Annotated in this window: 29 protein-coding genes; 15 read left to right on the top strand and 14 right to left on the bottom strand. The window is 45.4% G+C overall.

Annotation, left to right across the window (positions count from 1 at the left end):
- Positions 1-56: 56 nt before the first annotated feature.
- Positions 57-872 carry an NAD-dependent protein deacetylase gene (locus U0358_RS08240; RefSeq protein ID WP_322405952.1) on the bottom strand — a complete coding sequence of 272 codons (816 nt, stop codon included), beginning with the start codon at positions 870-872 and terminating at the stop codon, positions 57-59.
- A 157-nt stretch (positions 873-1,029) separates the two neighbouring features.
- Here U0358_RS08240 and U0358_RS08235 point away from each other — a divergent pair, with 157 nt between their 5' ends.
- Positions 1,030-1,656 carry a YiaD family glycine zipper/OmpA-like lipoprotein gene (locus tag U0358_RS08235; protein WP_322405950.1) on the top strand — a complete coding sequence of 209 codons (627 nt, stop codon included), beginning with the start codon at positions 1,030-1,032 and terminating at the stop codon, positions 1,654-1,656.
- A gap of 38 nt (positions 1,657-1,694) precedes the next feature.
- Here the strand turns inward: U0358_RS08235 and U0358_RS08230 are convergent, their stop codons facing one another.
- Genes U0358_RS08230 through U0358_RS08220 form a run of 3 tightly spaced genes read right to left on the bottom strand, consistent with a single transcriptional unit; the run spans position 1,695 to position 4,327 of the window.
- Positions 1,695-2,282, bottom strand: a complete 588-nt coding sequence (locus tag U0358_RS08230; RefSeq protein WP_322405948.1) for a DUF938 domain-containing protein — start codon at positions 2,280-2,282, stop codon at positions 1,695-1,697.
- A 1-nt stretch (position 2,283) separates the two neighbouring features.
- Positions 2,284-3,792 carry a PH domain-containing protein gene (locus tag U0358_RS08225; protein ID WP_322405947.1) on the bottom strand — a complete coding sequence of 503 codons (1,509 nt, stop codon included), beginning with the start codon at positions 3,790-3,792 and terminating at the stop codon, positions 2,284-2,286.
- The gene (locus U0358_RS08220; protein ID WP_317497166.1) at positions 3,785-4,327 is read right to left on the bottom strand and encodes a PH domain-containing protein; all 543 of its coding nucleotides are present in this window, start codon (positions 4,325-4,327) and stop codon (positions 3,785-3,787) included. Before U0358_RS08220 ends, U0358_RS08225 begins: the two co-directional genes overlap by 8 nt.
- 107 nt (positions 4,328-4,434) lie before the next feature.
- On the opposite strand from U0358_RS08220, the gene U0358_RS08215 reads away from it, so the two are divergent.
- A complete protein-coding gene (locus U0358_RS08215; RefSeq protein WP_322405945.1) occupies positions 4,435-5,640 on the top strand; it encodes an IS256 family transposase in 1,206 nt (401 codons plus the stop codon).
- A gap of 122 nt (positions 5,641-5,762) precedes the next feature.
- On the opposite strand, the gene U0358_RS08210 is transcribed toward U0358_RS08215, so the two are convergent.
- The 4 genes from U0358_RS08210 to U0358_RS08195 form a co-directional block, all read right to left on the bottom strand.
- A complete protein-coding gene (locus tag U0358_RS08210) occupies positions 5,763-6,170 on the bottom strand; it encodes a BON domain-containing protein (protein WP_317497165.1) in 408 nt (135 codons plus the stop codon).
- A gap of 73 nt (positions 6,171-6,243) precedes the next feature.
- Entirely contained in the window at positions 6,244-6,540 is a 297-nt protein-coding gene (locus tag U0358_RS08205; RefSeq protein WP_317497164.1) for a hypothetical protein, read from the bottom strand.
- A gap of 11 nt (positions 6,541-6,551) precedes the next feature.
- Positions 6,552-6,923, bottom strand: a complete 372-nt coding sequence (locus U0358_RS08200; RefSeq protein ID WP_322405942.1) for a phage holin family protein — start codon at positions 6,921-6,923, stop codon at positions 6,552-6,554.
- On the bottom strand, positions 6,910-7,167 hold the full coding sequence (locus U0358_RS08195; protein ID WP_317497162.1) for an ElaB/YgaM/YqjD family protein: 258 nt from the start codon (positions 7,165-7,167) through the stop codon (positions 6,910-6,912). The genes U0358_RS08200 and U0358_RS08195 overlap by 14 nt, the downstream gene beginning before the upstream one ends.
- A gap of 233 nt (positions 7,168-7,400) precedes the next feature.
- On the opposite strand from U0358_RS08195, the gene U0358_RS08190 reads away from it, so the two are divergent.
- Positions 7,401-7,541, top strand: a complete 141-nt coding sequence (locus U0358_RS08190; RefSeq protein ID WP_081423223.1) for a DUF3149 domain-containing protein — start codon at positions 7,401-7,403, stop codon at positions 7,539-7,541.
- A 16-nt stretch (positions 7,542-7,557) separates the two neighbouring features.
- The gene (locus tag U0358_RS08185; protein WP_317497161.1) at positions 7,558-7,872 is read left to right on the top strand and encodes an antibiotic biosynthesis monooxygenase family protein; all 315 of its coding nucleotides are present in this window, start codon (positions 7,558-7,560) and stop codon (positions 7,870-7,872) included.
- Here U0358_RS08185 and U0358_RS08180 read toward each other — a convergent pair.
- Positions 7,869-8,864, bottom strand: a complete 996-nt coding sequence (locus U0358_RS08180; RefSeq protein ID WP_322405940.1) for a branched-chain amino acid aminotransferase — start codon at positions 8,862-8,864, stop codon at positions 7,869-7,871. The two genes, U0358_RS08185 and U0358_RS08180, sit on opposite strands and share 4 nt — an antisense overlap.
- A 104-nt stretch (positions 8,865-8,968) precedes the next feature.
- On the opposite strand from U0358_RS08180, the gene U0358_RS08175 reads away from it, so the two are divergent.
- The gene (locus U0358_RS08175; RefSeq protein WP_317497159.1) at positions 8,969-9,268 is read left to right on the top strand and encodes a baseplate wedge protein 53; all 300 of its coding nucleotides are present in this window, start codon (positions 8,969-8,971) and stop codon (positions 9,266-9,268) included.
- A 42-nt stretch (positions 9,269-9,310) separates the two neighbouring features.
- Positions 9,311-9,721, top strand: a complete 411-nt coding sequence (gene arfB, locus U0358_RS08170; RefSeq protein ID WP_317497158.1) for an alternative ribosome rescue aminoacyl-tRNA hydrolase ArfB — start codon at positions 9,311-9,313, stop codon at positions 9,719-9,721.
- Here arfB and U0358_RS08165 read toward each other — a convergent pair.
- Together U0358_RS08165 and U0358_RS08160 are read right to left on the bottom strand one after the other, a co-directional pair.
- The gene (locus U0358_RS08165; protein ID WP_011234794.1) at positions 9,718-9,912 is read right to left on the bottom strand and encodes a hypothetical protein; all 195 of its coding nucleotides are present in this window, start codon (positions 9,910-9,912) and stop codon (positions 9,718-9,720) included. The genes arfB and U0358_RS08165 overlap by 4 nt on opposite strands.
- Complete coding sequence (locus U0358_RS08160) at positions 9,893-10,312, bottom strand: hypothetical protein (RefSeq protein WP_322405939.1); 420 nt, start codon at positions 10,310-10,312, stop codon at positions 9,893-9,895. Before U0358_RS08160 ends, U0358_RS08165 begins: the two co-directional genes overlap by 20 nt.
- A 133-nt stretch (positions 10,313-10,445) precedes the next feature.
- On the opposite strand from U0358_RS08160, the gene U0358_RS08155 reads away from it, so the two are divergent.
- Positions 10,446-11,102: a flavin reductase family protein gene (locus U0358_RS08155; RefSeq protein ID WP_317497156.1), complete on the top strand. Its 657-nt coding sequence runs from the start codon at positions 10,446-10,448 to the stop codon at positions 11,100-11,102.
- Here the strand turns inward: U0358_RS08155 and U0358_RS08150 are convergent.
- The gene (locus U0358_RS08150; protein ID WP_317497155.1) at positions 11,092-12,273 is read right to left on the bottom strand and encodes an MFS transporter; all 1,182 of its coding nucleotides are present in this window, start codon (positions 12,271-12,273) and stop codon (positions 11,092-11,094) included. The genes U0358_RS08155 and U0358_RS08150 overlap by 11 nt on opposite strands.
- 135 nt (positions 12,274-12,408) lie before the next feature.
- Between U0358_RS08150 and U0358_RS08145 the strand changes: the two genes are divergently transcribed.
- Together U0358_RS08145 and U0358_RS08140 are read left to right on the top strand one after the other, a co-directional pair.
- Entirely contained in the window at positions 12,409-12,723 is a 315-nt protein-coding gene (locus U0358_RS08145) for a YebG family protein (RefSeq protein ID WP_322405938.1), read from the top strand.
- Between the two features lie 76 nt (positions 12,724-12,799).
- A complete protein-coding gene (locus U0358_RS08140; RefSeq protein WP_322405937.1) occupies positions 12,800-13,711 on the top strand; it encodes a M14 family metallopeptidase in 912 nt (303 codons plus the stop codon).
- Between the two features lie 28 nt (positions 13,712-13,739).
- On the opposite strand, the gene U0358_RS08135 is transcribed toward U0358_RS08140, so the two are convergent.
- Positions 13,740-14,990, bottom strand: a complete 1,251-nt coding sequence (locus U0358_RS08135) for a DEAD/DEAH box helicase (RefSeq protein WP_322405936.1) — start codon at positions 14,988-14,990, stop codon at positions 13,740-13,742.
- A gap of 188 nt (positions 14,991-15,178) precedes the next feature.
- On the opposite strand from U0358_RS08135, the gene U0358_RS08130 reads away from it, so the two are divergent.
- Genes U0358_RS08130 through U0358_RS08120 form a run of 3 tightly spaced genes read left to right on the top strand, consistent with a single transcriptional unit; the run spans position 15,179 to position 18,138 of the window.
- Positions 15,179-16,678, top strand: a complete 1,500-nt coding sequence (locus U0358_RS08130) for a methyl-accepting chemotaxis protein (RefSeq protein WP_322405935.1) — start codon at positions 15,179-15,181, stop codon at positions 16,676-16,678.
- Positions 16,665-17,207 (top strand): DUF6436 domain-containing protein, encoded by a 543-nt coding sequence (locus U0358_RS08125; RefSeq protein ID WP_322405934.1) that lies wholly within the window; start codon positions 16,665-16,667, stop codon positions 17,205-17,207. Before U0358_RS08130 ends, U0358_RS08125 begins: the two co-directional genes overlap by 14 nt.
- 28 nt (positions 17,208-17,235) lie before the next feature.
- On the top strand, positions 17,236-18,138 hold the full coding sequence (locus U0358_RS08120; RefSeq protein WP_322405933.1) for a sensor domain-containing diguanylate cyclase: 903 nt from the start codon (positions 17,236-17,238) through the stop codon (positions 18,136-18,138).
- Positions 18,139-18,211: 73 nt separating this feature from the next.
- Here U0358_RS08120 and U0358_RS08115 read toward each other — a convergent pair whose 3' ends face one another.
- Positions 18,212-19,891: an isovaleryl-CoA dehydrogenase gene (locus U0358_RS08115; protein WP_322405932.1), complete on the bottom strand. Its 1,680-nt coding sequence runs from the start codon at positions 19,889-19,891 to the stop codon at positions 18,212-18,214.
- Between the two features lie 133 nt (positions 19,892-20,024).
- On the opposite strand from U0358_RS08115, the gene U0358_RS08110 reads away from it, so the two are divergent.
- The 3 genes from U0358_RS08110 (at position 20,025) to U0358_RS08100 (ending at position 23,645) form a co-directional block, all read left to right on the top strand.
- Positions 20,025-21,383 (top strand): MBL fold metallo-hydrolase RNA specificity domain-containing protein, encoded by a 1,359-nt coding sequence (locus tag U0358_RS08110; RefSeq protein ID WP_322405931.1) that lies wholly within the window; start codon positions 20,025-20,027, stop codon positions 21,381-21,383.
- A 54-nt stretch (positions 21,384-21,437) separates the two neighbouring features.
- The gene (locus U0358_RS08105; protein WP_317497146.1) at positions 21,438-21,956 is read left to right on the top strand and encodes a porin family protein; all 519 of its coding nucleotides are present in this window, start codon (positions 21,438-21,440) and stop codon (positions 21,954-21,956) included.
- 99 nt (positions 21,957-22,055) lie between these two features.
- Positions 22,056-23,645 (top strand): EAL domain-containing protein, encoded by a 1,590-nt coding sequence (locus U0358_RS08100; protein WP_322405930.1) that lies wholly within the window; start codon positions 22,056-22,058, stop codon positions 23,643-23,645.
- Positions 23,646-23,665 lie beyond the last annotated feature (20 nt).

The raw sequence follows: 23,665 nt of genomic DNA, 5'->3' as shown, positions 1-23,665 counted from the left end.
AAAGCCCGTTAATGGCATAACGGGCGCTTAAGCTCGAAAGAATAACCGTCGCTGGTTCACGCCAGTACGTCCTTTATAGAGCAGTTCAGTTTTAGTGTTGCCAGGTCATCGGCGCGTGTTTTTCCCAGAGTTAACAGCGCGACAGGTTGATTACTTTGGTAAGCCTGGCGGGCAAAGCGATAACCGGAAAAGACCATAAGTGAGGTACCAATAGCCAGCAGGGCGTTGCTGTCTTTTATAGCCTTTTGTGCTTCCTCAACCCTTGGGCGAGGCACGTTGTCACCAAAGTAGACGACATCGGGTTTTAGAATACCACCACAGCTTTGGCAGGCGGCGACTTTGAATTGTTCAAAGTCAGCCTCAAGGTCAGCATCACCGTCCGGTGCGGCGGTTGCCTCTAAAGCGGCAAAGTCCGGGTTCAATTTAAGGCTGCGTTCATGCATCTCCAACCGTGGGGTTATTTCCCGACAGCTCATGCAGACCATATCGTTAGCGTATCCATGTAAATTAATGACACGAGTGGCTCCGGCTTTTTGGTGCAGGCCGTCGACATTCTGTGTAATAACGCAGTCAATAAGTCCGTGCTGCTGCAATTCGGCTATTGCGTAATGCGCTGAGTTAGGCTTAGCGTGATAAAGCACCGGCCAGCCAAATAAACTTCGGGCCCAGTATCTTTTTCGTACCGCTTCGCTGCGCATGTAATCCTGATGCTGAACCGGAGGCGTTCGCTTCCATTCGCCTTTATTATCACGATAGTCGGGGATTCCCGAGTCTGTACTTATGCCAGCGCCGGTAATGACGGTTACGGGAGCATTGTCCCGTAAGAATGTCATTAGAGCCTTACGAGCCTCGGTAGGGTCAGTTATTATCATATTGATGGAAACGCGTATATCAGCTATTACTTTTTATAAGGTACCACTGTTGGACATTAAGAAAAAAGAGTCATGTAAAAAATCCGAAAATCTCATCAGTGACTACACTAAAGCATGCTAGTTTTCAGGGCATTCGTTGTTTTGATGGAGTTAGAGTATGAAAAAGCTAGTTTTGACTATGATGTTTTCTTCGTTAGCACTTGTTGGTTGTGAAAATATGACTAACACCCAGAAAGGCGCGTCTATTGGTGCTGTCACCGGTGCTTTGCTGGGTAAAGGCACGGGCGATCATGATAAAAGCCGTTATGTCTGGGGTGCGGCGGTAGGCGCGTTGGCCGGAGGTGCCATTGGTAACTACATGGATAAGCAGGAAGAAGCGTTTCGCGAAGAGCTGGCTGACAGTGGTGTGAAGGTAATACGTGACGGCGATAACCTTCGTTTGCAGTTACCTAGTAACATTACGTTTGCTACCGGCAGTGCAAATATTTCTCAAAGCTTCAATCCAGTACTCGATGATGTTGCGCGAGTACTGAAAAAGTATGAAAAAACTACCATGCTGATAGAAGGCCACACCGACAGTAGAGGTTCTGCTGAATACAATCAGCAACTGTCGTTAAATCGTGCTAATGCCGTACGCAATAATTTAGTAGGTAACGGCGTGGACTCACGCAGGGTCACAACCGAAGGCTATGGAGAAAGTATGCCTGTTGCTGATAACGATACCGAAAGCGGGCGTCAGTTAAACCGTCGGGTAGAATTACGTATTGTTCCTAATACTCAATAACGGGTTTTCGTCTTCGTTAGCCCTTGACTGATAAAGGGCTAACGTTGAAATTCCAGCAACTGGTTATTGGCTGGCAAAGTGTGCATCTTTTTCAGCTCAAAGCCTTGCTGATTGGCCAGCTCCGCAATCCATTGCCAATCACGTATTCCCATGTCGCTGTTACGCGATTGCAGCGACTGGTGAAAGCGGCGATTACTGTCGCTGGTAAAATGACCGTTATCGTTAAAAGGTCCGTAAATACATAAACGCTCCACACTGCTAAGGTCGCCTCCCAAATGCTCAAAAAGCCTTTCAACCCCTTCTTCGGGCATAATATGGCAGGTGTTTGCGGTGAAAAGAGCGTTGAAAACTCCATTCGGCGCGTCTGCGAATACATTAAACTCAACCGGTAATGGCTGGTTAGTTACACCTTCCCGTTTTATCCGGGCCGTTACTCCCGGTAGGTACTCTGCTTGATCACTGGCTTGCCAATGAATATTAGGGAGTTGGCTGGCAAAGTACACGGCATGTTGTCCTGTACCACTACCTACTTCCAGAACACGAGTACAGTCTGAAAACGCTATTTTAAGAACCCGAAGTATCGGGTCTTTGTTGTTTTCACAGGCTTGCGAGAAAGGTAATTCCATATCACATCCAGGATTTTTTTAATGCTTCCACCTGATAAAGGCAGGAGTCTATGAGCTCTTCACCAATTCGAGCGTTAATAAAAGGTAGCGTTTGCACGCCTGAAGCCAGTACAAACTTTACTGAACATAACTGAAAACGGCGCATAAACCAGCTTTGCGAGAAGGTTGTTTGTTGAACTTTATGAATAGGGAAGCAGCGATAACTCACTCCAATAAGGCCCATTCTGAGATAAATAAAGTTATTGTCAATTGCATAGCCGCGGCGTTTCCAAGCCAGAATGATAAAGGCCGTAGACAGCACTAAAGCAGCAATTGAAGCTGTTGCCAGTTCTGTTTTTTCAAAATAAGTAAGCACGGAGGCAAGAGGGACAAACAGCCAAAAGGCGATGAGCGTGTTTCTAATAGCGAGTCGCTTGCTGACCGGATTATAGTTTATTGTACTTAACTGATTATTGGGCCAGGTTTCCGTTGCCAAGTTATGTGCCTCTTCGAGAGTAACCGACGGCACAATAATTTTTCCACCCGTAGTTCCGGCCGACTGGCGTTCAAAGTTGGCATTGAGTTGCTCGAATTTCAAGTTAACTCTTTGTAGCAAACGGTCAAGCCAGTTTTGCTGTAAAGCAATCATTTGCAACCGCGACAACTTCATAACGACTTCGTGGCGGGTAAAAAATCCATTGCGACGAATATAACGATCGTCGCTGCGAGTTAACTTAAAGTCGTAGAAGGTAATTACAGAGCCTAAGACGGAAATTAATGCTATTAGAGCAATAATTACAAAAGCGATAGAAAAGAAAAATAGTATGTACTGCCAGAATGCGTATTGTGAAGAGGCCATAAGCGCATCAACATCCACCCCAAAGCTTTCTATGCGCTCGATAAACTGTTCTGAAAGTGAGTTAAAGAAAGGGGCTAAAGCACCTAGCACAATCCAAATACGGTTGCTGGCAAGACCATGAATAACTAAGTCTTGTAAGGAGCGTGAATTTAGAAGCTGTTCCTGATGAGTTTGAGGTTCGTGGTCATTTTCTGTCTGGGTGCCCTCGGTTTTATAAGCAAGTATTTTTTGCTTTAGAGATTCAGCTATGTTTTTGGGTAAAGCAATAATTTTTGCTTCGAGTTTATTGGAACCAGCGGTGTCCAGAAGCATACAGACATGATTTGCCGGGCGGTAAAAAATAGGCTGTTCAAAACGGACATTCTGTATGCGCTCGAAGGGAAGGTCGATATGCGTTTTCTGAAACACGCCGGAATGGATCTGAACTCGACCTTCACTCAACCGGTATTGATAGAAATAAAATTTGAGCAAAGCGGAGATGCCAACAAGGACTAACAGAGCGCCAAGTCCCGATACTAATATTATGGCATTTTCAGAAAACTGGTTGTAGCCAACAAAAATCGCCGGCAGTAAATAAAATAAATTGTTACCAATGGTTTTGATGAACTGAACAGCGAAATAAATAATCGCCACGGGTGATAGCTTCAGCCATTGGTTCTGGGAACTAGTCATTTGCTGCGACATCGCTATGGGTTAGTACGTAGGAACGGATTTCGCGAGCTTTTTCTTCTGGTAATCCCGGTATTGCGAAAGTGTGCATGGCACCGCCGGCGCTAAAAATCTCCAAACTGGCCAATCCAAAGTGGCGGTCAATGGGGCCATGTTTTAATTCAACATGCTGAATACGTAAAATGGGCTGACTGACTACTGACTGGAATATAACACCACTGCGATAGCTAAAGTCGTGCTCACGTATTGCATAACCTTTGTTTTTGTCAGCTAAGATGCCATAAGCCGAACTTAATAAGCCAAGCCCTCCGGCTGCTAACTGTATCTGAGGCAAATAAAGCTCGAGCAGCGTGGGAAGGTCAACCCAAGGTTGCCAATAAAGAATTAATAAGGCACTCACCACCATCAACCAAAAAACTAAGCGACACATTAAATTGACCTTAATATAGGTGTTACTTAGTGGTGTAAAGGACTGAGAATTGACTTGCGGAAGGTTTTCAGGTGTTACGACGTTATTGCTAAATGCATTTTCGGACATAGTTAGGATTCTTATTTTTGTTCTGCCGTAAAGTTATCAGTAATCTAGAGAGTGTAAAAATATCTGTGTAAATGGCATTCTTACCAATATCGCAGAAGGATATCAGAATGCCAATATCAGACAAACTCATCGATCAGCTGCTTGATGGCTGTGACTCGCCAGAAGACATTTTAGGTGAAGCTGGGCTGCTCAAGCAGCTTACCAAGAAAGTCGCTGAACGCGCTTTAGAAGCCGAGATGCAAGCCCATTTAGGCTACGCCCCAAATGATGCGGCCGGCAATAACAGCGGTAACTCCCGCAACGGTAAAACCAAGAAGGCTGTTCGTAGCACTAACGGTGACGTCGAGCTGGATATTCCCCGTGATCGCAACGGTAGCTTTGAGCCTAAATTAGTCCGCAAGGGCGAACGCCAGCTTAACGGATTCGATGAGCGCATCGTCGCGCTCTATGCCAGAGGCATGACTACTCGGGATATCCAGGCTTACCTCGAAGAAGCCTACGGTGTTGAAGTATCCCCCACATTCATATCTCAGGTTACAAACGAGGTGATGGAGGAAGTAAAGGCCTGGCAACATCGACCACTGGCAAAGCTTTACCCGGTCGTATACCTCGATTGCCTGGTGGTTCGCAGCCGTGACTCTGGCGTTGTTCAAAATAAGTCAGTCTACCTGGCGCTTGGCATTAACACCGACGGTGAAAAAGAGCTCCTTGGCCTGTGGATGGCGCAAACCGAAGGCGCTAAATTCTGGTTATCTGTGATGAACGAGCTTAAAAATCGCGGCGTCGATGATATCTTTATCGCTTGTTGCGATGGCCTTAAAGGCTTCCCTGAAGCCATTGAAGCGGTTTACCCGAAAACTCAGGTGCAACTGTGCATCGTGCATCAAATTCGCCACTCGTTGCGTTACGTGAACTGGAAGCAACGCAAGACTATCGCAGCTGACTTAAAGCTAATTTATGGCGCTGCCACCCGCGCTGCAGCAGAGCAGGCGCTGGAAGAGTTCGCTGAAAAGTGGGATGAAGAGCATCCGACCATAAGCCGCTCATGGCGGGCAAACTGGGAACGCTTAAGCGTATTCTTCGAATACCCGGCGGAGATACGTAAGGCTATCTACACCACTAACGCCATCGAATCGCTGAACGCGTCATTGCGTAAAATTACCAAGACTCGCCGGTCGTTCCCAAATGATGAGGCTATCATGAAGGTATTGTACTTAGCCTTGCATCAGGCATCGAAAAAGTGGACGATGCCCATACGCAACTGGAAACCGGCCATGGCGCAATTCGAGATTATGTACCAGGACCGGATTTAACAGTGCAGTCAGCCATTTACACAAAATCTTTTACAGTCTCGTAATCTACTTTGCGTTCTAGTTTTAAGAGCATAAAAAAAGCGGCTGAAAAGCCGCTTTTTATCAGGGAATATTGAAAAATATCAATCTTCTTCGCGAACCTGAATATCGTTTTCGATGTCTTTAACACCTTTCACTGTAGCCGCCAAGTTTTCTGCGGTATCGATATCGGCATCGTTTTCAACGAAACCTGACAATTGAACAATTCCGTTGTTCGTTTCAACATTGATATCCATGCTGTTCAGGTTATCGTCTTCGAAGATAACAGCTTTGACTTTAGTGGTGATGACCGCATCATCAACATATTCACCGGCATCTTCAGCTTTTTCCTCAGTGTAGCTTTTGGCTTCCTGAGCTTTGTCTTCAGTCTCTTGCATCGCCTTTTCAGCTTTTGATTCCGCTTTTTCGGTTTCAGCGTCACTGCAGCCCGAAAGAGTCAGCATTGAAATTGCGATTAAACTTGCTGGTAGTGCCATTTTAAAGTTTTTCATGGGTAACCTCCTGTTATTAAAAAATCATTACCACACCCACTATATCTGTAACTGTGAGACTTTACGGTCATCTTTACAGATGTTTTGCAAAACTGCTGGCACTTTGTACGCCAGCGATAAGTCTCAATACTTTAATAACCGTATTTGTGGCAGATTTTTTCTCGCCGGAAGACTCTGTCTGCTCTTTCGGTCTATCCGACATTTCTCCGATTAAAAAGCCTGCACCAACGGCAACACAAAGCGCCGTGGGAGAGGCCAATTTGTCATGAGTTGTTGAAATAACGTCCTGTGAACGAACCTTAACAGCTAATTTCCGAAGCTGAAGTTCTTTTTTCGTTTGCGCTATTTGATAATCAAGGCTTGATGCCATAAGCCCTCCACCTAGAGACTGCTACTGGTTTCTGAAAAAAGCAGATCGCGACTTCTGCGTTTTATATGTCTAATAATATAAAAAGTCGCTACCAGATGAGCGGCGGCAACAACAACTAGTGCAGTTGTCAAAGACACTACACTACTGTTTACGACCGCTATTACAGCAGCTGTAACTAAAGCAGCCCAGGCTGTGAAAACTAAGCATGCTGCCAGCACCGCAAAGGCGACCATACGTACAAAGCTTTCCCCAGCTCTGCGGGTTTCCATACCCGCAAGCTGGAGCTGAGCTTTAACCACACCACGAACTTCGCTTTCCAGAGCCTGAACTTGTTTTAGCAGACTCTCCGTCTCGTTCGCATCAGCTTGCTTATGAACGGCCACTGAATAACCTACTTAATAAGTAACCGCTTGCAGCGGCGATGCCCAGAGATTTAATTGGGTTTTCCTTAACGTAGTCAGTTGCACTTGAGAGCCATTTTTCCTGAGTGGCTTTAATATCCTGCCCTTTTTCACCTAAGTTGTCCGAAGCGTCTTTTGCTGCATCTGCTACTTTATCGATGGTTTCGTGAGCTTTATTTGCCGACTTGTTTACTGCGTCTTCTGCTTTCGTTTGATTGTTACTCATAATACCCTCGGTTTTTAGTGAATTTCCCTATTAAGGAAAGACAAAAATTTGGATTGATGCAAGTTTTTATACACCTTTACTAACTGTAAAGATGAACATTTTCTGGCACTTAATAGTAACAAACTAAAAAGCCCTTAAAAAAATCAGTGTTATTCCTGTTGTTGATTGGGATCAATAACGTCACTGTCAAGTTTGAATAAACTGTCAGCAAGAATTCAAACAGGGGAATAACTATGAGTTTATGGCAAGAATTTTTTAAAGATCCGGTCATCTTTTTTTCTTTTACAGGCTTAGCTATTGTTATTGGTATGTGTGTTTTTTACGCTATTTTCTTTTACTTAAAAATGGTTAAGTCAGAGAACAAACGGAAATAGTGCCAGAAGAGGGTCTATGAAGTATATTTTCCAAGTTCGTATTAAAGAAGGCCATACGGCAGAGGAATACGCAGAAGCCTGGGTAAAAGCCAGTAAAATTATTCAGCAAGCGCCAGGAGCCCGAGGTACGGAGCTGCACCGCAAAGTCGGTGATGACAAAACGTTAATAGCCATAGCGTCGTGGGATAGCAAAGAAAAACGCGACGCTATGGAAGGGCAACATAACTCCGAGGTGGCTAATATTATTCGCAGTGCTGCCCCATTCTGTGAAATAACACCTTTAGGCGAATTTGAAGACCCTGAATGGGTGGTATTGCCGCCTAAAGGTTAGATTTTAGTTAGCCAGCCGTGTTTATCTTCCGCTTTGCCCCACTGAATATCGTTCAGTGCTTTACGTAATTTCAGGGTGGTAGCACCTGAGTTGCCGTTACCGACGGGGAACTCTTTTCCGTTATGAATTAATGTACCAACTGGGGCAAGTACCGCTGCGGTGCCGGATAATGCCGCTTCGCTATCGGGTTTTGAGGCACGTTCCAGCAATTCATCTACGCTAAGTTCGCGTTCAGACACCGTCATTCCCATATCGCGCGCAATGGTAAGAATAGAGTCTCGGGTTACGCCATGCAGAAAGCTAGTGTCCAATGCTTTGGTGATTATTTCATTGCCGTCAATAAGCAAGAAGTTGGCGGCACCAGTTTCCTGTACATCGCCATTAGGGCAGAACAACACTTGATCTGCATTCACGGATTCCCGCGCCTGAAGAATGGGCTGTAACGCACTGGCGTAATTGCCGCCACTTTTAACCATACCCATGTGAGCTGCGCAACGCGAACCGTCTTCTTCGAGCAACAAGCGTAGGGTTTTATCGTCGCCCGAAAAATAATCGCCGACAGGCGATAACAATACATAAAGCATTGAGGAGCTGGTTGGCGAAGCGGCCTTGCCTATTGCCGCTTCAGTGCCAATGTGAGTAGGGCGTATGTACATTGACCCCGGTGGTTTTGGAACCTCGTCACTAAAGTGCTTCACAACATCTATAATCATTTTTTGCAGCAAGCTGACATCAAATGCCGGTAATGAAAGCAGACGGCTGCTTTGTTGCATGCGCTTAATGTTGCTATCCATACGAAACAGATTGATAGAGCCATTGTCATGTCGAAACGCCTTTAACCCCTCAAAACACGTGCTGGCGTAATGCAGAACATGGGCTCCGGGGTGTAACTGTATTGCGTCAGAAGAGACTAATTCAGGCTTACTCCAACCTGAATTTTCGAAAGTTGCCATTGTCATTTGTGGCATGAATACGGTGCCAAAGGCTGCCATAGGGTTGTCCTGATCTAGAAAATAATGCGCAGTAATATAGCATAATTTTTAACATTCGTATGACTCTGCGGGATGTGCTGAAAGCTCTATAAAAATCCCTCAGGATGAGCCGAACAGTGTTAGACTGTTACCACCATACGGACGTATACAGAGACTTTATTATGAATGAAGAACAGCAAGTAACTCAAAGCAAACATACCCAACAGTACAGTAATGACGGTAAAAATGTAGAAATCGATATTTATCGTACCGAAGACAGTGGCTGGATTCTGGAAATTGTTGATGAGAATAATAATTCAACACTTTGGGAAGACGCGTTTGAGAACGAAGATGATGCGCTTGCTGAAGCCCTCGATGCCCTGAAAGAAGAAGGTATAGATAACTTTATCCAGCCTGCTGAGTGATGTGGGTAACATTGTTTAATTCTGTCGGTTATAAAGAGAAAGATGATTCAGATTTCCCAACGAGTCGAGTTAGCAGATAGCGAAATTGAATGGCAATTTATCCGTTCCAGTGGAGCGGGTGGGCAGAACGTCAATAAAGTAGCAACTGCGGCTCAACTTATTTTTGATATCCAGGCCTCTTCGCTTCCCGACTTTTATAAATATCGATTACTGAAAAAATCTGATCATCGCATTACTCAAAGCGGGAAAGTGATTATAAAGTCTCAGGAAACTCGCAGTCAGGCACGTAATCGAGAATTGGCGCTTGAGCAACTGATTGATTTAATTCGCAGCGTATCGCAGATTCAGAAAAAACGTATTCCGACGAAACCCAGCCGCTCGGCTAAAGAAAGACGATTAACCACTAAAAAGCAGCAGGGACAGAAAAAAGCGCTTCGAAAAAAAGACTTCTAACCGTCGAAGTTCTGCAAAGAGCCAGAACAGTTTATTCTGGCACATTCAAGTATTAACTGTTTAAGCTCGCACTGACTGCAGTAATCACTACAACGAATGTCACTGGCTACTAACTTTTGCTCAAGCAGCAGCTTTTTAAGCTGCTCTTTACTCATTGAGAGTTGCAAGCGTTCAGGTTTGTTCATGCGCATAACCGGATTCCTCTAATTGTTGCATACAGTGCCCCAGGCAGCGAGAATGCTGACAACCAGTAATTAAGAGTTGATAGCAGTACCGACAAAGCTCTTGCAGTGGCTGAGTTGCAGCCTGACTAAGCCATGACGTCAGTTGCTCACCACTCTCTTGTTGAAACTCATATGCCTGTAGCTTTTGCTGGCGGCGAATATGGGTCGCAATTAACAAAATAGAACAGGTTGTGAAGCTTTGAATGGCATTACCCGACAGTACAGGTTCATTGAAGGCCTGTTTTGCGGATTCGCGTGCCTGGCTAAGGAATGTCGTTGCAGCGCAATAATCTTTTTGGTTGAGCAGTGAACTCGCTATTTTTAGCTTTTCCTGAGAGTTAAAGTACTCTTGATAGGCGTTCGTCATTATGCATCCTTTATTCTGGCTTTGATTAAACAAGCTAACGCAAATGATAATAGTTCGCAATAAGTTATTTGTAAACGATCGTATATGCAAAATAAAACGTATAGGTAGCCGACAAAAATAAACTGGAGCTTTAATGAAAACCTACAAACAGCAAGATTTAGCAAAAATGAATGACCGCGACCGTGCGCGTTTTGTAAATTGTTTATCGGGGTTTAAAAGTGCCAATGTTATTGGCACCCGAGACCGGCATCAGCAAAATAATTTAGCCATGATAAGTTCTGTTGTTCACCTGGGTAGTAACCCGCCTCTGTTGGGTTTTGTTATGCGTCCGCAGTCGGTTACCCGGCATACCTGGGAAAACATTGAAGAGAGTGGTGTTTATACTATTAACCAAGTTAACGAAAGTTTTTTTCGTCAAGCGCATCAGACCTCGGCGCGGTACCCCAGAGAAACTTCAGAGTTCGAAGCCTGTGGTTTGACGCCCGAATTTGTCGATGGTTTTCATGCTCCTTATGTAGCAGAGAGTTCGCTCAGAATTGGTATGCAGCAGGTTGAAATTATTCCGATACAACATAATGACACGGCGCTAATTGTTGGGGAAGTTCGCTGGGTTGAAGTGAAAGAAGAGGCGGTGAAAAACGATGGTTTTATCGATATAGAATCGCTTGGAGCAATGACTATTTCGGGGCTTGATGGGTATCATAGCACTCAGCGGGCTGCGCGTTTGTCTTACGCGAAACCGGATGAGGAGCTTAATGAGTTAGATGCAGAAGGTAAGCCTAAAGACTAACAATGTTGGGTGTTCTGCGGCTGTGTTTTTTAGTGATCCAAAATAATAGCAGGCCGGCCAGCGACAGCGCGCACCCAACCCAACCGGTTCCTTGCCAGCCAAGCGGTGAAATAATAGCAAGCCCCCCCAGCCAGGCACCTAAAGCATTTGCCGCATTAAAAGCGGAATGGTTTAACGATGCAGCTAAAGTCTGGGCTTCTCCTGCAACATCCATTAAACGTACCTGCAGAGCCGGAACTAGCGCGGCAGAGCTACCGAGTAATAACACCATAGGCATCACGGTCCAGAGACTTTGAAGTGTTAAGGGAAAAATGGCCAGTACAATTGCCGACCAGAACAGGGAACCGCCAATGGTTAATTTCAAGTTTCTGTCGGCGGCCCAGCCGCCGACCAAACTACCGGCCAACGAACCCAGTCCGTAGATAAATAAAGCAACGGGTATCCAGTGAGAATCTAATCCGGTGGCATTTATTAGTGTTGGAGCTATGTAGCTTAATACCGCAAACATTCCGCCGAAACCAATGGCTCCTATGGCCAATGTCAGCCAGACCTGAGGGTTTTGTAATGCCTGCATTTCGCCACGGGCTGAAGTTTTCTTTTCATTCGGATGCTTGGGGACCACAATGAAAATCATAACAAAAGCCAGTAACCCTAAAGCAGCTACCGTGTGGTATACGGTGCGCCAGTCGATAAGTTGACCTAACCAGGTAGCTAACGGATTTCCGACCAGGATAGCCACGGTTAGCCCCATCATTACCATAGTTACTGCCATACCGCGTTGATTTTTACGTACCATATCGGCCGCAACCAGACAGGCAATCCCGAAGTAAGCACCGTGAGGCAGGCCAGTTAAAAACCGTAATACCTGAAGTAATGTGTAACTTTCAGCTGAAGCACTGGCGAAGTTGCCCAGAGAAAATACCAGTATCAGTGCCAGTAACATAGGTTTACGCGGTAGCCTGGCAAACAAAATGGTAATAAGCGGAGCTCCGATAACGACACCGAGCGCATAAAGACTGATTAAGTGACCTGTTTCCCGAGTGTCGGTATTAAAGTCTGCGGCGACGTCTGGCAGCAGTCCCATAATGACAAACTCACCAATGCCAATGGCAAAGCTTCCAATTGCCATTGCAAAAATGGCCAGTAGAACTTGTATTTTTGAGAACTGCATAGGGCGGATTTACTTCCAGTTGTAACGAAAGCCTGTTCGGAGTGCGCAGTTTAGCGAATGCTACAACTATTGCAATCTATCTCACTTTACTGTACAAATAAACAGTATATTTACACATCAGCAAAGGACCACACCATGGCTGTAGTAACCCAATATGTAGTTATTCGCGACGGAGCCGAGAAAATGACCTTCACTTCAAAAGCCGAAGCCGATGCGCACGATAAAATTCTGGATATGGCGGAAGCCCTGAATCCATTAATTAAAAGTAGCGAACTGTTCACTGATGAGCAGCAGCTTGAGGATATGGCTCTGTTTTTAGCGAAAGAGCGTGAGAATGTACTCATTGCATTAGGGGCTAAAAAGCCCAAAAAACCTAAGACCGAAAAAACCTCGGCAGAAAAAGCAGAAGCGGCTAAGCCTACGGATAAAGAATCGACAAAAGCGGCTTAGTTATCGGTATTTCATTTGGTGCCGGTAAAGACTTTGCTAATATAGCCTCATTGTTTAAAGAGAATAGGATTAGAGTATGACGCAACAAACGATTTACCATATTGGAACACCGGGCACGCCCTGGGGAGCGACAGAAAAGGCTCAGTGGCTGGCCGAGCAAACCAAAAAACGCTCTTACTTCGATGATGTAGTTAGTAAGATTGAAACCTTTAAAAGCGATTTCGATGTAGACCAATACGGTGAACTTGCGTACGACAGCGCTACTTATCCTTTATTCGTGGTCAAAACAAAAAACTGGGATGATTCGAAGCCAACGGTTTTAATTACCGGCGGAGTACATGGTTATGAAACCAGTGGTGTCCATGGTGCGCTACGGTTTATTGAAACCAAAGCGAAAGGTTACCAGCCACACTTCAATGTGGTGGTGGCGCCATGTTTGAGCCCCTGGGGCTATGAAACCATTAACCGCTGGAATCCGGCGGCCATTGATCCTAACCGCTCTTTTGTCGCTGATTCACCAGCCGGGGAGTGCGCGCACATTATGAATTATGTTGCTGGCTTAGGCGTAGATATTCTGGCTCACATAGATTTACACGAAACAACGGATACCGATAACAGCGAGTTTCGTCCGGCCAAGGCGGCGATGGATGGACAAGTGAATACGAACTGGAATATTCCGGATGGGTTCTATTTGGTTGGAAATTCTGAAAAGCCTTATCCTGACTTTCAGAAGGCAGTGCTAGATTCGGTGGAAGAGGTCACTCATATTGCCGATGCCGACGACGAAAATAAGCTGATAGGCGAGGATATTGCTCAGCGTGGCGTTATTTTATTGCCAACAGCGGAAATGGGATTGTGCATTAGCTTTAGCAAAGCAGAGTACGCGACGACTACAGAAGTGTACCCCGACAGCCCGAAAGCAACGCCAGAACAGTGTATTCACGCTCAGGTTGCTGCGGTAACCGGAGGACTGGACTTCTTAAAGTAAAGTCCGGTCCTGCTGGTCAGCGGTATAATTAACGTCGTGTGTCCGGGCGCTTCTGGCGAGGCGCACGACGAGAGTTTTGAGGACGCCCCGTACGAGGCTTCTGAATCGGCTCCGGCTTTATGTTGGGGTCTGGTTCAAAACCCGGAATAACTTCCTTCGGTATCTCATTTTTAGTCAGTTTTTCTATATCGCGCAGCAATTTATGCTCATCAACACAGACTAAAGACGCCGCTTCACCTTCACTTCCTGCACGGCCGGTACGGCCAATACGGTGTACGTAGTCTTCAGCAACCTGAGGCAGTTCAAAGTTGATAACGTGCGGTAATTCATCAATATCAATGCCACGTGCAGCGATATCCGTTGCTACCAGAACCCGCAACTTACCGGCTTTAAATTGTGATAAAGCCTTCGTTCTTGCGCCCTGGCTTTTATTTCCGTGAATGGCCATAGCTGGTAAACCATCATCACTTAACTGTGTAGCCAACCTGTTGGCACCGTGTTTTGTACGGGTGAAAATCAATACCTGTCGCCAGTTACGGCTGCCGATTAAATAGCTTATTAACTCTCTTTTACGTTTTTTATCAACCGGGTAAACCCGCTGTTGTATAGTATCTGCTGCTGCATTCTGACGCGCAACTTCAACCAATTTTGGCTGTTGCATAAATTGTTGCGCTAATGCTTTTATCTCGCTTGAGAAGGTTGCAGAAAACAACAGCGTCTGGCGCTTTTCAGGAATGAGCTTCATGACTTTTTTAATGTCATGAATAAAGCCCATATCCAGCATGCGGTCAGCTTCGTCCAGAATCAGTACATCAATTTTACTTAAATCAACGGTTCCCTGACGGCTGTGATCCAGCAAACGGCCGGGTGTCGCAACAAGAATATCGACACCACGACGCAAGGCATCAATTTGTGGATTAATACCCACGCCACCAAAAATCACCAGGGACTTAAGACCGGTATATTTTGCGTAGGTATTCAAATTGTCTTCAACCTGTGCCGCCAGCTCTCTGGTTGGCGTGAGGATCAAGGCCTTAATAACAGGCTTTCCGTCAGCCTTCGTTTGCGACAACCTGTGCAGCAAAGGGAGCGTAAAACCCGCCGTTTTACCGGTTCCCGTTTGTGCTGCGGCTAATAAGTCGTGGCCGGCCATAACGGTCGGAATGGCTTGCTGTTGAATTGGTGTTGGGGTGGTGTAACCGCATTCACTAACGGCTCGTAAAATATCGTCGCTCAATCCGAGTGACTGGAATGAGGGTGAGTTTTGTTCTGTGGACATGAAGCTCCGGGAATTATGATAGTAGATGCCGCGCTAATGTGCGGCTTTTCTGCATTATATCACAAACGAGACTAAACCTTTATTTAGAAAAAAGCGTAATAGTGGAAGTTTTTCTTGATTTGCTGAAAAAGTGAGCGCATTATTCCTGCCGCTTTTAGCCCTCATTCAGCTTTTTTAGAGGAAATTACATGTTTTACCGTCCCTGGGTTAACTCGGCCAACCGAGTTTTCATCGGCGTCCTGATTGTTCAGTTCTTAATTACGCTCTTGATTGCCTCCTATACCAATGACTGGTTTTTACCCGTATTGCTTTCGTTACTTATTGTTGCTTTGCCTTTATTCTTAATTCGTATAGCCGGTCAAAGAAAGTTAACGCATCATGTTATTGCCGCGGCAGTTCAGCTAATAACTGCGGTTCATATCGATCAGACTATGGGTTTGGTCGAAATGCATTTTGAAATTTTTGTGGTGATGGCTTTTCTAATTTATTATCGCGATTGGACTATTGTGGTCACCAGCGTTGCTGTAGTTGCAGTGCATCATATCCTCTTCTTTATTCTGCAATCTAGCGGTGCAGACGTTTATATTTTTGCTGAAGGCTACGTCACTCTCGGTATTTTAGCTATCCATGCGGGATTTGCCATAGCCGAAGGCGCCGTGCTTTGTGTGATCGCTAAACAGAGTGACTCTGAAGCTAACAGCGCTCAGGTTTTGCGTGACAGTATTGATAATATTGTTAAAGAGTCTGACACGTTAGATTTATCTGTAGAAATTCAGGGTGAAACGAATGAAATTGTGGCTTTTCGAAAGCTTATCCAGCAATTTCGAAAAAATATCAGAAGTACCCGGAGTCTGGCGGAAGAAGTTCAGGGCGTTACAGGTAAACTTTCTCATCAAACGACAGAGTTAGTTGGTAGTCGAAAGCATACATCCCGTGAAGTGGATCGTATTGCGAGTGCCATTGAACAAATGACCGTAACGATAAGCCATATAGCCTCACAGACAGCGGAGGTGAAAACGTCAGCCGAAGAGTCTATAGGCGGTTCCGAGCATGCTGACAGCGTAGCTAGGACAGCAGCCGACGCTATTGGCTCATTAAAATCTAATGTTTTGGAAACCAATAAAAAGTTGAGCACTTTGGACAGCCAGTGTCATCAAATTTCAGATGTTGTTGAGGCGATAAATAATATTGCTAAGCAGACGAACTTACTGGCGCTTAATGCCGCAATTGAAGCTGCCAGAGCTGGGGAAGAAGGCCGTGGGTTTGCCGTGGTTGCCGACGAAGTCAGGTCGTTGGCAGCGACAACGGCAAAAAACGCAGAGGAGATTAGTCTCATAAGTCAAAGCATAATAGCCGAGGTTGCCGAGGCAGTAAATTCAATGGAAGCTTGTGTTAAGCAAATTGATGATGCGGTGCGATATTCTGATGAGTCGGGAGAATCGATGAGAGAAGTTGCCGAGCGTATAAAAGAGGTTTCTCAACAGGTTATTGCGATTGCCTCTGCAACTGAACAACAACGAAGCGCAAGTGAAGATATTTCGAAGTCTGCGCAAACAATGCGAGAATTGTCACAAGCAGAAACTCAATTGTTGCTTAGCGGCCAGGAAAACTCCGATTCGTTAAAAGCGGCTTCAGCGGAATTAGACTTGGAAGTAGGGCGCTTCATTGTCAGTCATGAAATCAGGTAAGGCTCGTTCCCGTTGGCTTATTGCCGTTGTTGTGGCCTGGTTTGGGCTGGTGCTTCTGGGGATCAGTTATTTACTTGAGCAGCGGCTGGTCTGGTTTGATGAAAAAGGTGAGTTACTGGAGCTTAGCAATAGCGAAAAGCTGGAACCGCAGCTATTGGCTGAGCTCACGCGTCTGGGTTACCCCCTTATTAGCAGCGTTTTTCACGTAACTTCTGAGGATTGCTCTTGTAACTGGCGCTCATCCGGACATATGGCCAGCGTAAAAAGAAAGGTTGCGGAATATGAAGGAGAAAACCGCCTTATTGATATCGATCAATATCCAACCTTAAAGGACTTCGTTCCGGCAACTCCAGCGATTATCATGTTCAATAAATCATCAAAGCTGATTTACATTGGTCCATACGCCGATGGTGCTTTTTGTACTACTGATAGTAGCTTTGTAGAAGAGCTGATACCTTCCGTTTCGGGTGAATCAGCGGCTCCTAAATGGGTTAATACCGTTGCAAAAGGGTGTTATTGCAAAGTTTAATGCGGCAGAACAGTGGAGCCACATAACAGTGAAAGTAAAACAAACCTTTATTGAGTTCCTTGAAGTCATACCGGACGGCGCAATAGTTATTAGCTCTCAAGGGCTCATAGTTGGTGTTAACCAGGCTGCCGCGACAATGTTTCGCTATTCCTCGTCATCTATGCTTGAACTGCATCTTAATGAACTGTTACCTGAAGGGATGCGTGAAAAGCATGACCAGCACTTAAAAACGTTTTTTAAGTACCCGGGCAGGCGCTCTATGGGGAATGGTTTGATTTTCCCCGCAATTCGCCGGGATGGTTCAACTTTTTATGTCGATATCATGCTGAATCAACTGGATATCGAGAGCCAGTTGTATGGTATCGCCGTAGTGCGGGATTACACTCTGCAAAAAAAAGCAGAAGATAAAATTCGTCTCGAACTGGAGTTTGAAAAGCGTCAGGCTCTTACCGATCACTTAACCGGAATAATGAACCGGCGAGCGTTTACTGCGCAATTACAAGATGAGATAAATCAGTTGGAAACTCATGGTACGCCCTTTGCTGTGAGTTTTATCGATTTGGACGACTTTAAAGAAATAAACGATGAACATGGGCATCACTTTGGTGACATCGTATTGCAAAAAATTGCCGAGTTAACTCGTTTACACAGTCGGCATACCGATTATGTTGCTCGTATTGGTGGTGACGAGTTCGCTACCATTCACCCTATGATTTCCGCTGAAGACGCCAGACTCATGATGCACCGTTTACGTTGCCAGTTAGTGAGTGGAATAGGGCATGCCGAGTTACCTGTCACGCTGTCTATCGGCCTTTGTCAATGCGATAAACCTTCAGAGCATTACACCATTGAAGGCATTATGGCCCGGGCAGACAAAGCCATGTATCAGGCAAAGAGCGAAGGTAAAAACGCGGTAGTGCTGACTAGTTAATGTAATGAAGACTAATTCACTTTTATTGTCGCCTAAGGTCTGCTCTAAAGAAGTTTAGGTGTAGCTTGCGAGTTTATTGTGCGTCTGCTGGTGAGGCCGTTTCGACAATTGCAGCACAATTAAGCCCTGTGGGTAATGTGCCGTAGTTAAGTCCGGTATTGGCTGCTAAACGGCTGGCACAAAACGCATCGGCAACGTCGGTGCTGGCATGTTGAACTAATAAAGCGGCTTGTAACCCAACGGCCATATTATCCGTTATAGAGCGTGCACGGTACTGGAGCATATTCCTGTCCGTAAACTCACTTTTCAACCGCATAATAAACTGATCGAGTCGTTTATCTGCACCTTGTGCCCGCTGTAGTTCGGCAAAATAAACATCGAGAACTTCTGGTTGTTTTTCTATTGCTCTGAGAACATCCAGACATTGAATATTACCGCTGCCTTCCCATATGGCGTTGACCGGCGACTCTCTGAACAGTCTCGGCATAATGTGGTTTTCCATAACGCCACTACCGCCAATCACTTCCATAGCCTCATAAGCATGATTCGGTGTGCGTTTACAAATCCAGTATTTGCCTATAGGCGTGGCAATACGGGATAACAGCTTTTCATGCTCGTCGTCCTGGTTATCCATCGCTCGCGCTATGCGCATCATGTAAGTCATGGCGGCTTCGCTTTCAATGGCTAAGTCCGCCAGCAAATTTTGCATTAGCGGCTGTTCACTTAATTTAGTGCCAAAAGCTTCGCGGTGGCTGGCGTGGTGAATGGCCTGAACCACGGCTTGTCGCATGCCGGAGGAGGAACCAATCATGCAGTCATAGCGGGTAGTTGCCACCATTTCTATAATAGTACGAACGCCTTTGCCTTCTTGACCTACCATCCAGGCCAGCGCACCTCTTAACTCAGTTTCGCTGGAGGCATTGGCCGCGTTCCCCATTTTTTTTTTCAGCTGTTGAATCTGAATTGGATTCTTTGAGCCTTCTGGCCGCCAGCGCGGCACCAGAAAGCAGGATAACCCGCTGGTTGTTTGAGCAAGCACCAGAAAAGCATCGCACATTGGTGCTGACACAAACCATTTGTGACCGACCAATTCGTAAGCCTGTCCTGAACCTTCTTTGTCTATTGGGTAAGCGCGGGTGCTATTCAGCCGGACATCAGAGCCCCCTTGTTTTTCGGTCATTGCCATACCAATGGTCACAGCATTTTTTTCGGTATGAGGAATGTTCCTGGGGTCGTAATGTCTGGCGGTAATTTTGGGTCCCCACTCTTTGAACAAATCGGGTTGGTGCCTTAGTGCGGGTATAGAGGCAAAGGTCATGGTAATAGGGCAGCCATGAGAGGCTTCTACCTGAGTGTGTAGATAGTATTTTGCCGCACGTGCAACATGAGCCCCTAATTTAGGTTCGCTCCAAGGGCTTGCATGTAGGCCATGCTCAATGGCTGTCGACATAAGCTGGTGATAGCTTGGGTGAAAATCGATGAGATCGATACGGTGTCCGTAACGGTCATGGGTTCTCAGTTCAGGCTGGTGATTGTTTGCCTGAAACCCCTGTTCGATACTGTCAGCCTTACCAGCCAGTTCGCCAAAGGCAATAAGATCGGAATAAGCCCAGCTGGCACCTTCGCGCTCAACGGCTTTTCGTAATGCTTTATCAGCCAGGTAAAGATTATAGTTTTCCAGCGCCGGTGGCTGATTCTCAACCTGGTGGGTGCTGGCCATAAACTGATCGGCTCGGGGGTATTTCTGAGTCATGTTCTTGCTCCTTGTCTCAATTGAGTGAAGCAAGATTATTCATGATCGTCAATGCACGAATAGTTGTCTTTCGTCTATTTTTCTACGACAGTGAAGTGAGATACTTTGTTGTCGGTTTAAATAAGGACACGCAATGAGAATCGTATTTTTAGGTGGTGCGGAAACGGTTACCGGTTCCAAATATTTAGTTGAAACAGAATCAACCCGAATTCTAATAGACTGCGGTCTTTTTCAAGGCTATAAGTGGTTGCGGCGGCGTAATTGGCAGCCTTTGCCAATGGGTATTAATCAGGTCGACGGTGTCGTATTGACTCATGCTCATCTTGATCATTCGGGGTTTGTTCCGGTGCTCTATAAAGAAGGGTTCCGGGGGCCTGTTTTCGCACATCATGCAACATCTGGTTTGTGCGATATCCTGTGGGCAGATAGCGGAAGAATTCAGGAAGAAGATGCGAAATACCTTGGCAAACATAAGCTAAGCCGCCATGAAAAACCAGAACCTTTGTATGATGAAGCAATGGCAAAGTCAGCCATACGGCTGCTTCAGGGCGTTGAGTTTCATCAGCAATTTGAGATTGGCGATATTAAAGTGACTTTGCAGCCAGTCGGTCATATTCTGGGGGCTTCAAGCGTTGTTATTGAAGCCGAAGGTAAGCGTGTTGGCTTTTCCGGTGATATCGGGCGTCCGCAGGATATTATGATGTATCCACCCGAACCGCTGCCGGATTTGGACTTGCTACTGCTTGAGTCAACTTATGGCAATCGGCTTCATGCTAAAACCGAAAATGCGGAAGAACAGCTGGCAGAAGTGGTCAATGAGACGGCTCAGTCCGGCGGTGTCTTGTTAATTCCGAGCTTTTCAGTCGGCAGAGCACAACTGCTGCAATATCTGTTAGTTAAATTGATGGATGAGGGGCGGGCACCTAAGCAACCTATCTATTTAGATTCTCCTATGGCTATTAACGTTTCAGGGCTTTACCAGCGTTTCCATAGTATTCACAAACTGACGGACTCAGATTGTTCCCGAACCTTTTCAAGAGTCGAGTACACACGTTCTGTCGATGAATCAAAAGCTATTGCGTCTCAGTCGGGGCCTCACATTATTATTGCAGGCAGCGGTATGGCGACAGGCGGAAGAATTCTGCACCACTTTAAACGCTGGTTGAGTGATCATCGTGCGACGGTTTTATTCAGCGGACACCAGGCCGGAGGGACTCGTGGTGCTAAAATGCTGCAGGGGGTGGAGTCGATAAAGCTGCATGGCCAATGGTTACCGGTAAAAGCTCGGGTCCGTTCTTTAGAAGGATTGTCAGGACATGCAGATTATCAAGAAATTGCTGGCTGGCTAGAACAATCCAGTTTAAAACCAAGTACTCCAATTCAATTGGTACATGGCGAGTTAGATGCACTGGAAACCTTCCGTGACTATTTAATGCAGAACACCACTTACAATGTCGATGTTGCTGATTACCAAGGGGTATATCACCTGTAACAGAGTCTGCTAAACTACCTTCACTCAGGATTATCAGATTAATAAGGAAGTCGCATGAAGTTTTTGAACGCTGTTTTATGTGGTAGTACGCTTTTATTTTTCAGTGTGTTTGCCCAGGCGCAGGACAGCGGCTATTACGGCGCTGCATCTCTAGCTCAGCTGAATGTTGATACCGAGCTTGAGGGCGCTCCGTCATTTACCCCTCATGTGATTAACCTGATGTTAGGCTACCGGTACAGCAACAGCCTTTCTGCAGAAGCACGCTACGGTTTCGGCGTACACAGCAGCAGTGATAACGGCATCAAATTTGAAACCGATTACACGGCCAGTATTTTGGCTAAACCTCGTTTATATTTGTCTCCTGATGTCGCTTTGTATCTTACCGGTGGCTTTTCGCGCGGGAAGTTTACGGTAGGGGGTGAAGATACAACGCTCAATAGTATCAGCTACGGCGGCGGGGTTCAGTACGATCATAACCCCAGAACAACTTACTTTATTGACTGGATAAAGTTGATTGATAAAGACGAATACACAATTAATGCATTAAACATAGGCGTAACCTACAGGTTTTGATGTAAATATCTGTTGTAACAGGCTGTCATTATCGGAATAGATTCGGTACATTACAAAAAAGTAACATTTAATTTGTTGACGTTGACTGAGCGGGCATTGATGCGTAATCCATTTTTATTAAAGCAGTATATAAATACGTTAGAGTCTGCTGCAATATGTGCACGCTTGTCGCCGGACGGTAATATTCGCTGGATGAGTGAATCTCTGCATAAATTGTTAGGGGTTCACTACCTAAAGCGCACAACCGCATTTTCTGAGTTTCTCCACATTGATAGCCGCAACGATGTAACTGGTGAGATAAACGAAGCTGCCGCTAATGGTGAAGTCTGGAATGGACGACTTTGCCTGACAAGTACCAATCGCAGGCGCTGGTGTCGCTGTATTGCAATTCCTTTATACGAAACGGATGGCCTTTTAGCTGAGCAAATATTGTTGTTTCAGGATATCTCACGAGAGATTCATCTGGATGAACTATTACAGGAAGCCCGCTTTGATCAGGTAACTGCTCTTCCTACCCGAATAGACTTGCTCAACGACCTTAAACAGGTAGGGGCTCAATGCCTGGCTGTACTGGATATCCGTAAGTTTCGAAGTTACGCCGACTTCTGCGGTTTAGAATTTGGTGATGCGTTACTGCGTGAATTTAGTGACTGGGCTTCGGCATTTTTGAAAACTAAACACATCAATATTTACCGTTTGCATGGCGATAAATTTGCGCTAATTCCAGATTTCAGAATGATCCCCAGTTTATTCGAGAGGCAATTACTTGGCTTTTACAAGGCTTTGTCATTACACAAGCTAAAAGTAGAAAATGGTGATGTCACTTTGGATGTTGCAATAGGCATGGGAGTGGGGCGTAAAAAACAGTTACAGCTTGCGGAAAGTGCTTTATCTAAAGCAAAAGCCATTTATTCCGGCTACAAGGTAGAAGTGGTTTATGAACGTGAGTTGCTGGACGAGAATAAAGTGAACTGGCTTCCAAAAATTCAGTCAGCGCTAGTTGATCATCGTTTTGTCAATTATTACCAGCCTATCCAAAGTACGAACAAAAGTCAGTCCAGCTACTACGAAGCGTTAGTCCGGTTAAGGGACGAAAATAAGGATTTAGCGCCGGGGCTTTTTTTAGACGAGGCAAAAACAACGCGTTATTACTGTGAAATTACCCGATCTGTGATTGAACAGGCGGTGCTAACATCAGAGAGATACCAAGTCGCAATATCCGTGAATGTCTCCATTGAAGATATTTTGAATGAAGAGACGGTCAGTTTTATTCATTATGTGCTCTTAGAACATAAAAAAGCGCAGCTTATTTTCGAAATTACGGAAACCGAATCCACAGAAGATTTTACCAAGGTTCAGGCTTTTGCCCGAGATGTCAGACGTTTAGGCGGGCAAATCGCGATAGATGATTTTGGTGTCGGTTATTCAAACTTCTCGCGGCTGATAAGTCTTCGTCCGGATTATTTGAAGATTGATGGCAGCATAGTGCAAAACGTATTACATGACCCGACAAGCGCCAGTATTCTGAATGGCTTAATCAGTATTTGTAAGGAATTACATATTCCTATCGTGGCTGAATTTGTTGAGAACGAAGAGGTGAATGCTTATCTTTGCGATCAGCAAATTGAGTATCTGCAGGGATACTATATTGGTAAACCATCCCCAGAATTAAATCGCGTATTAAATTAACCTCTCCGTTGATTTTTAAA

It is taken from the genome of Idiomarina sp. PL1-037, from assembly GCF_034422975.1.
Lineage (GTDB): Bacteria > Pseudomonadota > Gammaproteobacteria > Enterobacterales > Alteromonadaceae > Idiomarina.
This window is presented reverse-complemented; position numbering and strand designations above follow the sequence as displayed.

Excerpts from the sequence above, each read along its gene's own strand:
- U0358_RS08150 (WP_317497155.1), bottom strand. The coding sequence starts at position 12,273 with ATGCAGTTCTCAAAAATACAAGTTCTACTGGCCATTTTTGCAATGGCA.
- U0358_RS08190 (WP_081423223.1), top strand. The coding sequence starts at position 7,401 with ATGAGTTTATGGCAAGAATTTTTTAAAGATCCGGTCATCTTTTTTTCT.
- U0358_RS08175 (WP_317497159.1), top strand. The coding sequence starts at position 8,969 with ATGAGCCGAACAGTGTTAGACTGTTACCACCATACGGACGTATACAGA.
- U0358_RS08130 (WP_322405935.1), top strand. The coding sequence starts at position 15,179 with ATGTTTTACCGTCCCTGGGTTAACTCGGCCAACCGAGTTTTCATCGGC.
- U0358_RS08235 (WP_322405950.1), top strand. The coding sequence starts at position 1,030 with ATGAAAAAGCTAGTTTTGACTATGATGTTTTCTTCGTTAGCACTTGTT.
- U0358_RS08100 (WP_322405930.1), top strand. The coding sequence starts at position 22,056 with ATGCGTAATCCATTTTTATTAAAGCAGTATATAAATACGTTAGAGTCT.
- U0358_RS08225 (WP_322405947.1), bottom strand. The coding sequence starts at position 3,792 with ATGACTAGTTCCCAGAACCAATGGCTGAAGCTATCACCCGTGGCGATT.
- U0358_RS08180 (WP_322405940.1), bottom strand. The coding sequence starts at position 8,864 with ATGGCAGCCTTTGGCACCGTATTCATGCCACAAATGACAATGGCAACT.
- U0358_RS08155 (WP_317497156.1), top strand. The coding sequence starts at position 10,446 with ATGAAAACCTACAAACAGCAAGATTTAGCAAAAATGAATGACCGCGAC.
- U0358_RS08110 (WP_322405931.1), top strand. The coding sequence starts at position 20,025 with ATGAGAATCGTATTTTTAGGTGGTGCGGAAACGGTTACCGGTTCCAAA.
- U0358_RS08230 (WP_322405948.1), bottom strand. The coding sequence starts at position 2,282 with ATGGAATTACCTTTCTCGCAAGCCTGTGAAAACAACAAAGACCCGATA.
- U0358_RS08105 (WP_317497146.1), top strand. The coding sequence starts at position 21,438 with ATGAAGTTTTTGAACGCTGTTTTATGTGGTAGTACGCTTTTATTTTTC.
- arfB (WP_317497158.1), top strand. The coding sequence starts at position 9,311 with ATGATTCAGATTTCCCAACGAGTCGAGTTAGCAGATAGCGAAATTGAA.
- U0358_RS08210 (WP_317497165.1), bottom strand. The coding sequence starts at position 6,170 with ATGAAAAACTTTAAAATGGCACTACCAGCAAGTTTAATCGCAATTTCA.
- U0358_RS08140 (WP_322405937.1), top strand. The coding sequence starts at position 12,800 with ATGACGCAACAAACGATTTACCATATTGGAACACCGGGCACGCCCTGG.
- U0358_RS08185 (WP_317497161.1), top strand. The coding sequence starts at position 7,558 with ATGAAGTATATTTTCCAAGTTCGTATTAAAGAAGGCCATACGGCAGAG.
- U0358_RS08145 (WP_322405938.1), top strand. The coding sequence starts at position 12,409 with ATGGCTGTAGTAACCCAATATGTAGTTATTCGCGACGGAGCCGAGAAA.
- U0358_RS08115 (WP_322405932.1), bottom strand. The coding sequence starts at position 19,891 with ATGACTCAGAAATACCCCCGAGCCGATCAGTTTATGGCCAGCACCCAC.
- U0358_RS08240 (WP_322405952.1), bottom strand. The coding sequence starts at position 872 with ATGATAATAACTGACCCTACCGAGGCTCGTAAGGCTCTAATGACATTC.
- U0358_RS08135 (WP_322405936.1), bottom strand. The coding sequence starts at position 14,990 with ATGTCCACAGAACAAAACTCACCCTCATTCCAGTCACTCGGATTGAGC.
- U0358_RS08215 (WP_322405945.1), top strand. The coding sequence starts at position 4,435 with ATGCCAATATCAGACAAACTCATCGATCAGCTGCTTGATGGCTGTGAC.
- U0358_RS08220 (WP_317497166.1), bottom strand. The coding sequence starts at position 4,327 with ATGTCCGAAAATGCATTTAGCAATAACGTCGTAACACCTGAAAACCTT.
- U0358_RS08195 (WP_317497162.1), bottom strand. The coding sequence starts at position 7,167 with ATGAGTAACAATCAAACGAAAGCAGAAGACGCAGTAAACAAGTCGGCA.
- U0358_RS08125 (WP_322405934.1), top strand. The coding sequence starts at position 16,665 with ATGAAATCAGGTAAGGCTCGTTCCCGTTGGCTTATTGCCGTTGTTGTG.
- U0358_RS08205 (WP_317497164.1), bottom strand. The coding sequence starts at position 6,540 with ATGGCATCAAGCCTTGATTATCAAATAGCGCAAACGAAAAAAGAACTT.
- U0358_RS08165 (WP_011234794.1), bottom strand. The coding sequence starts at position 9,912 with ATGCGCATGAACAAACCTGAACGCTTGCAACTCTCAATGAGTAAAGAG.
- U0358_RS08160 (WP_322405939.1), bottom strand. The coding sequence starts at position 10,312 with ATGACGAACGCCTATCAAGAGTACTTTAACTCTCAGGAAAAGCTAAAA.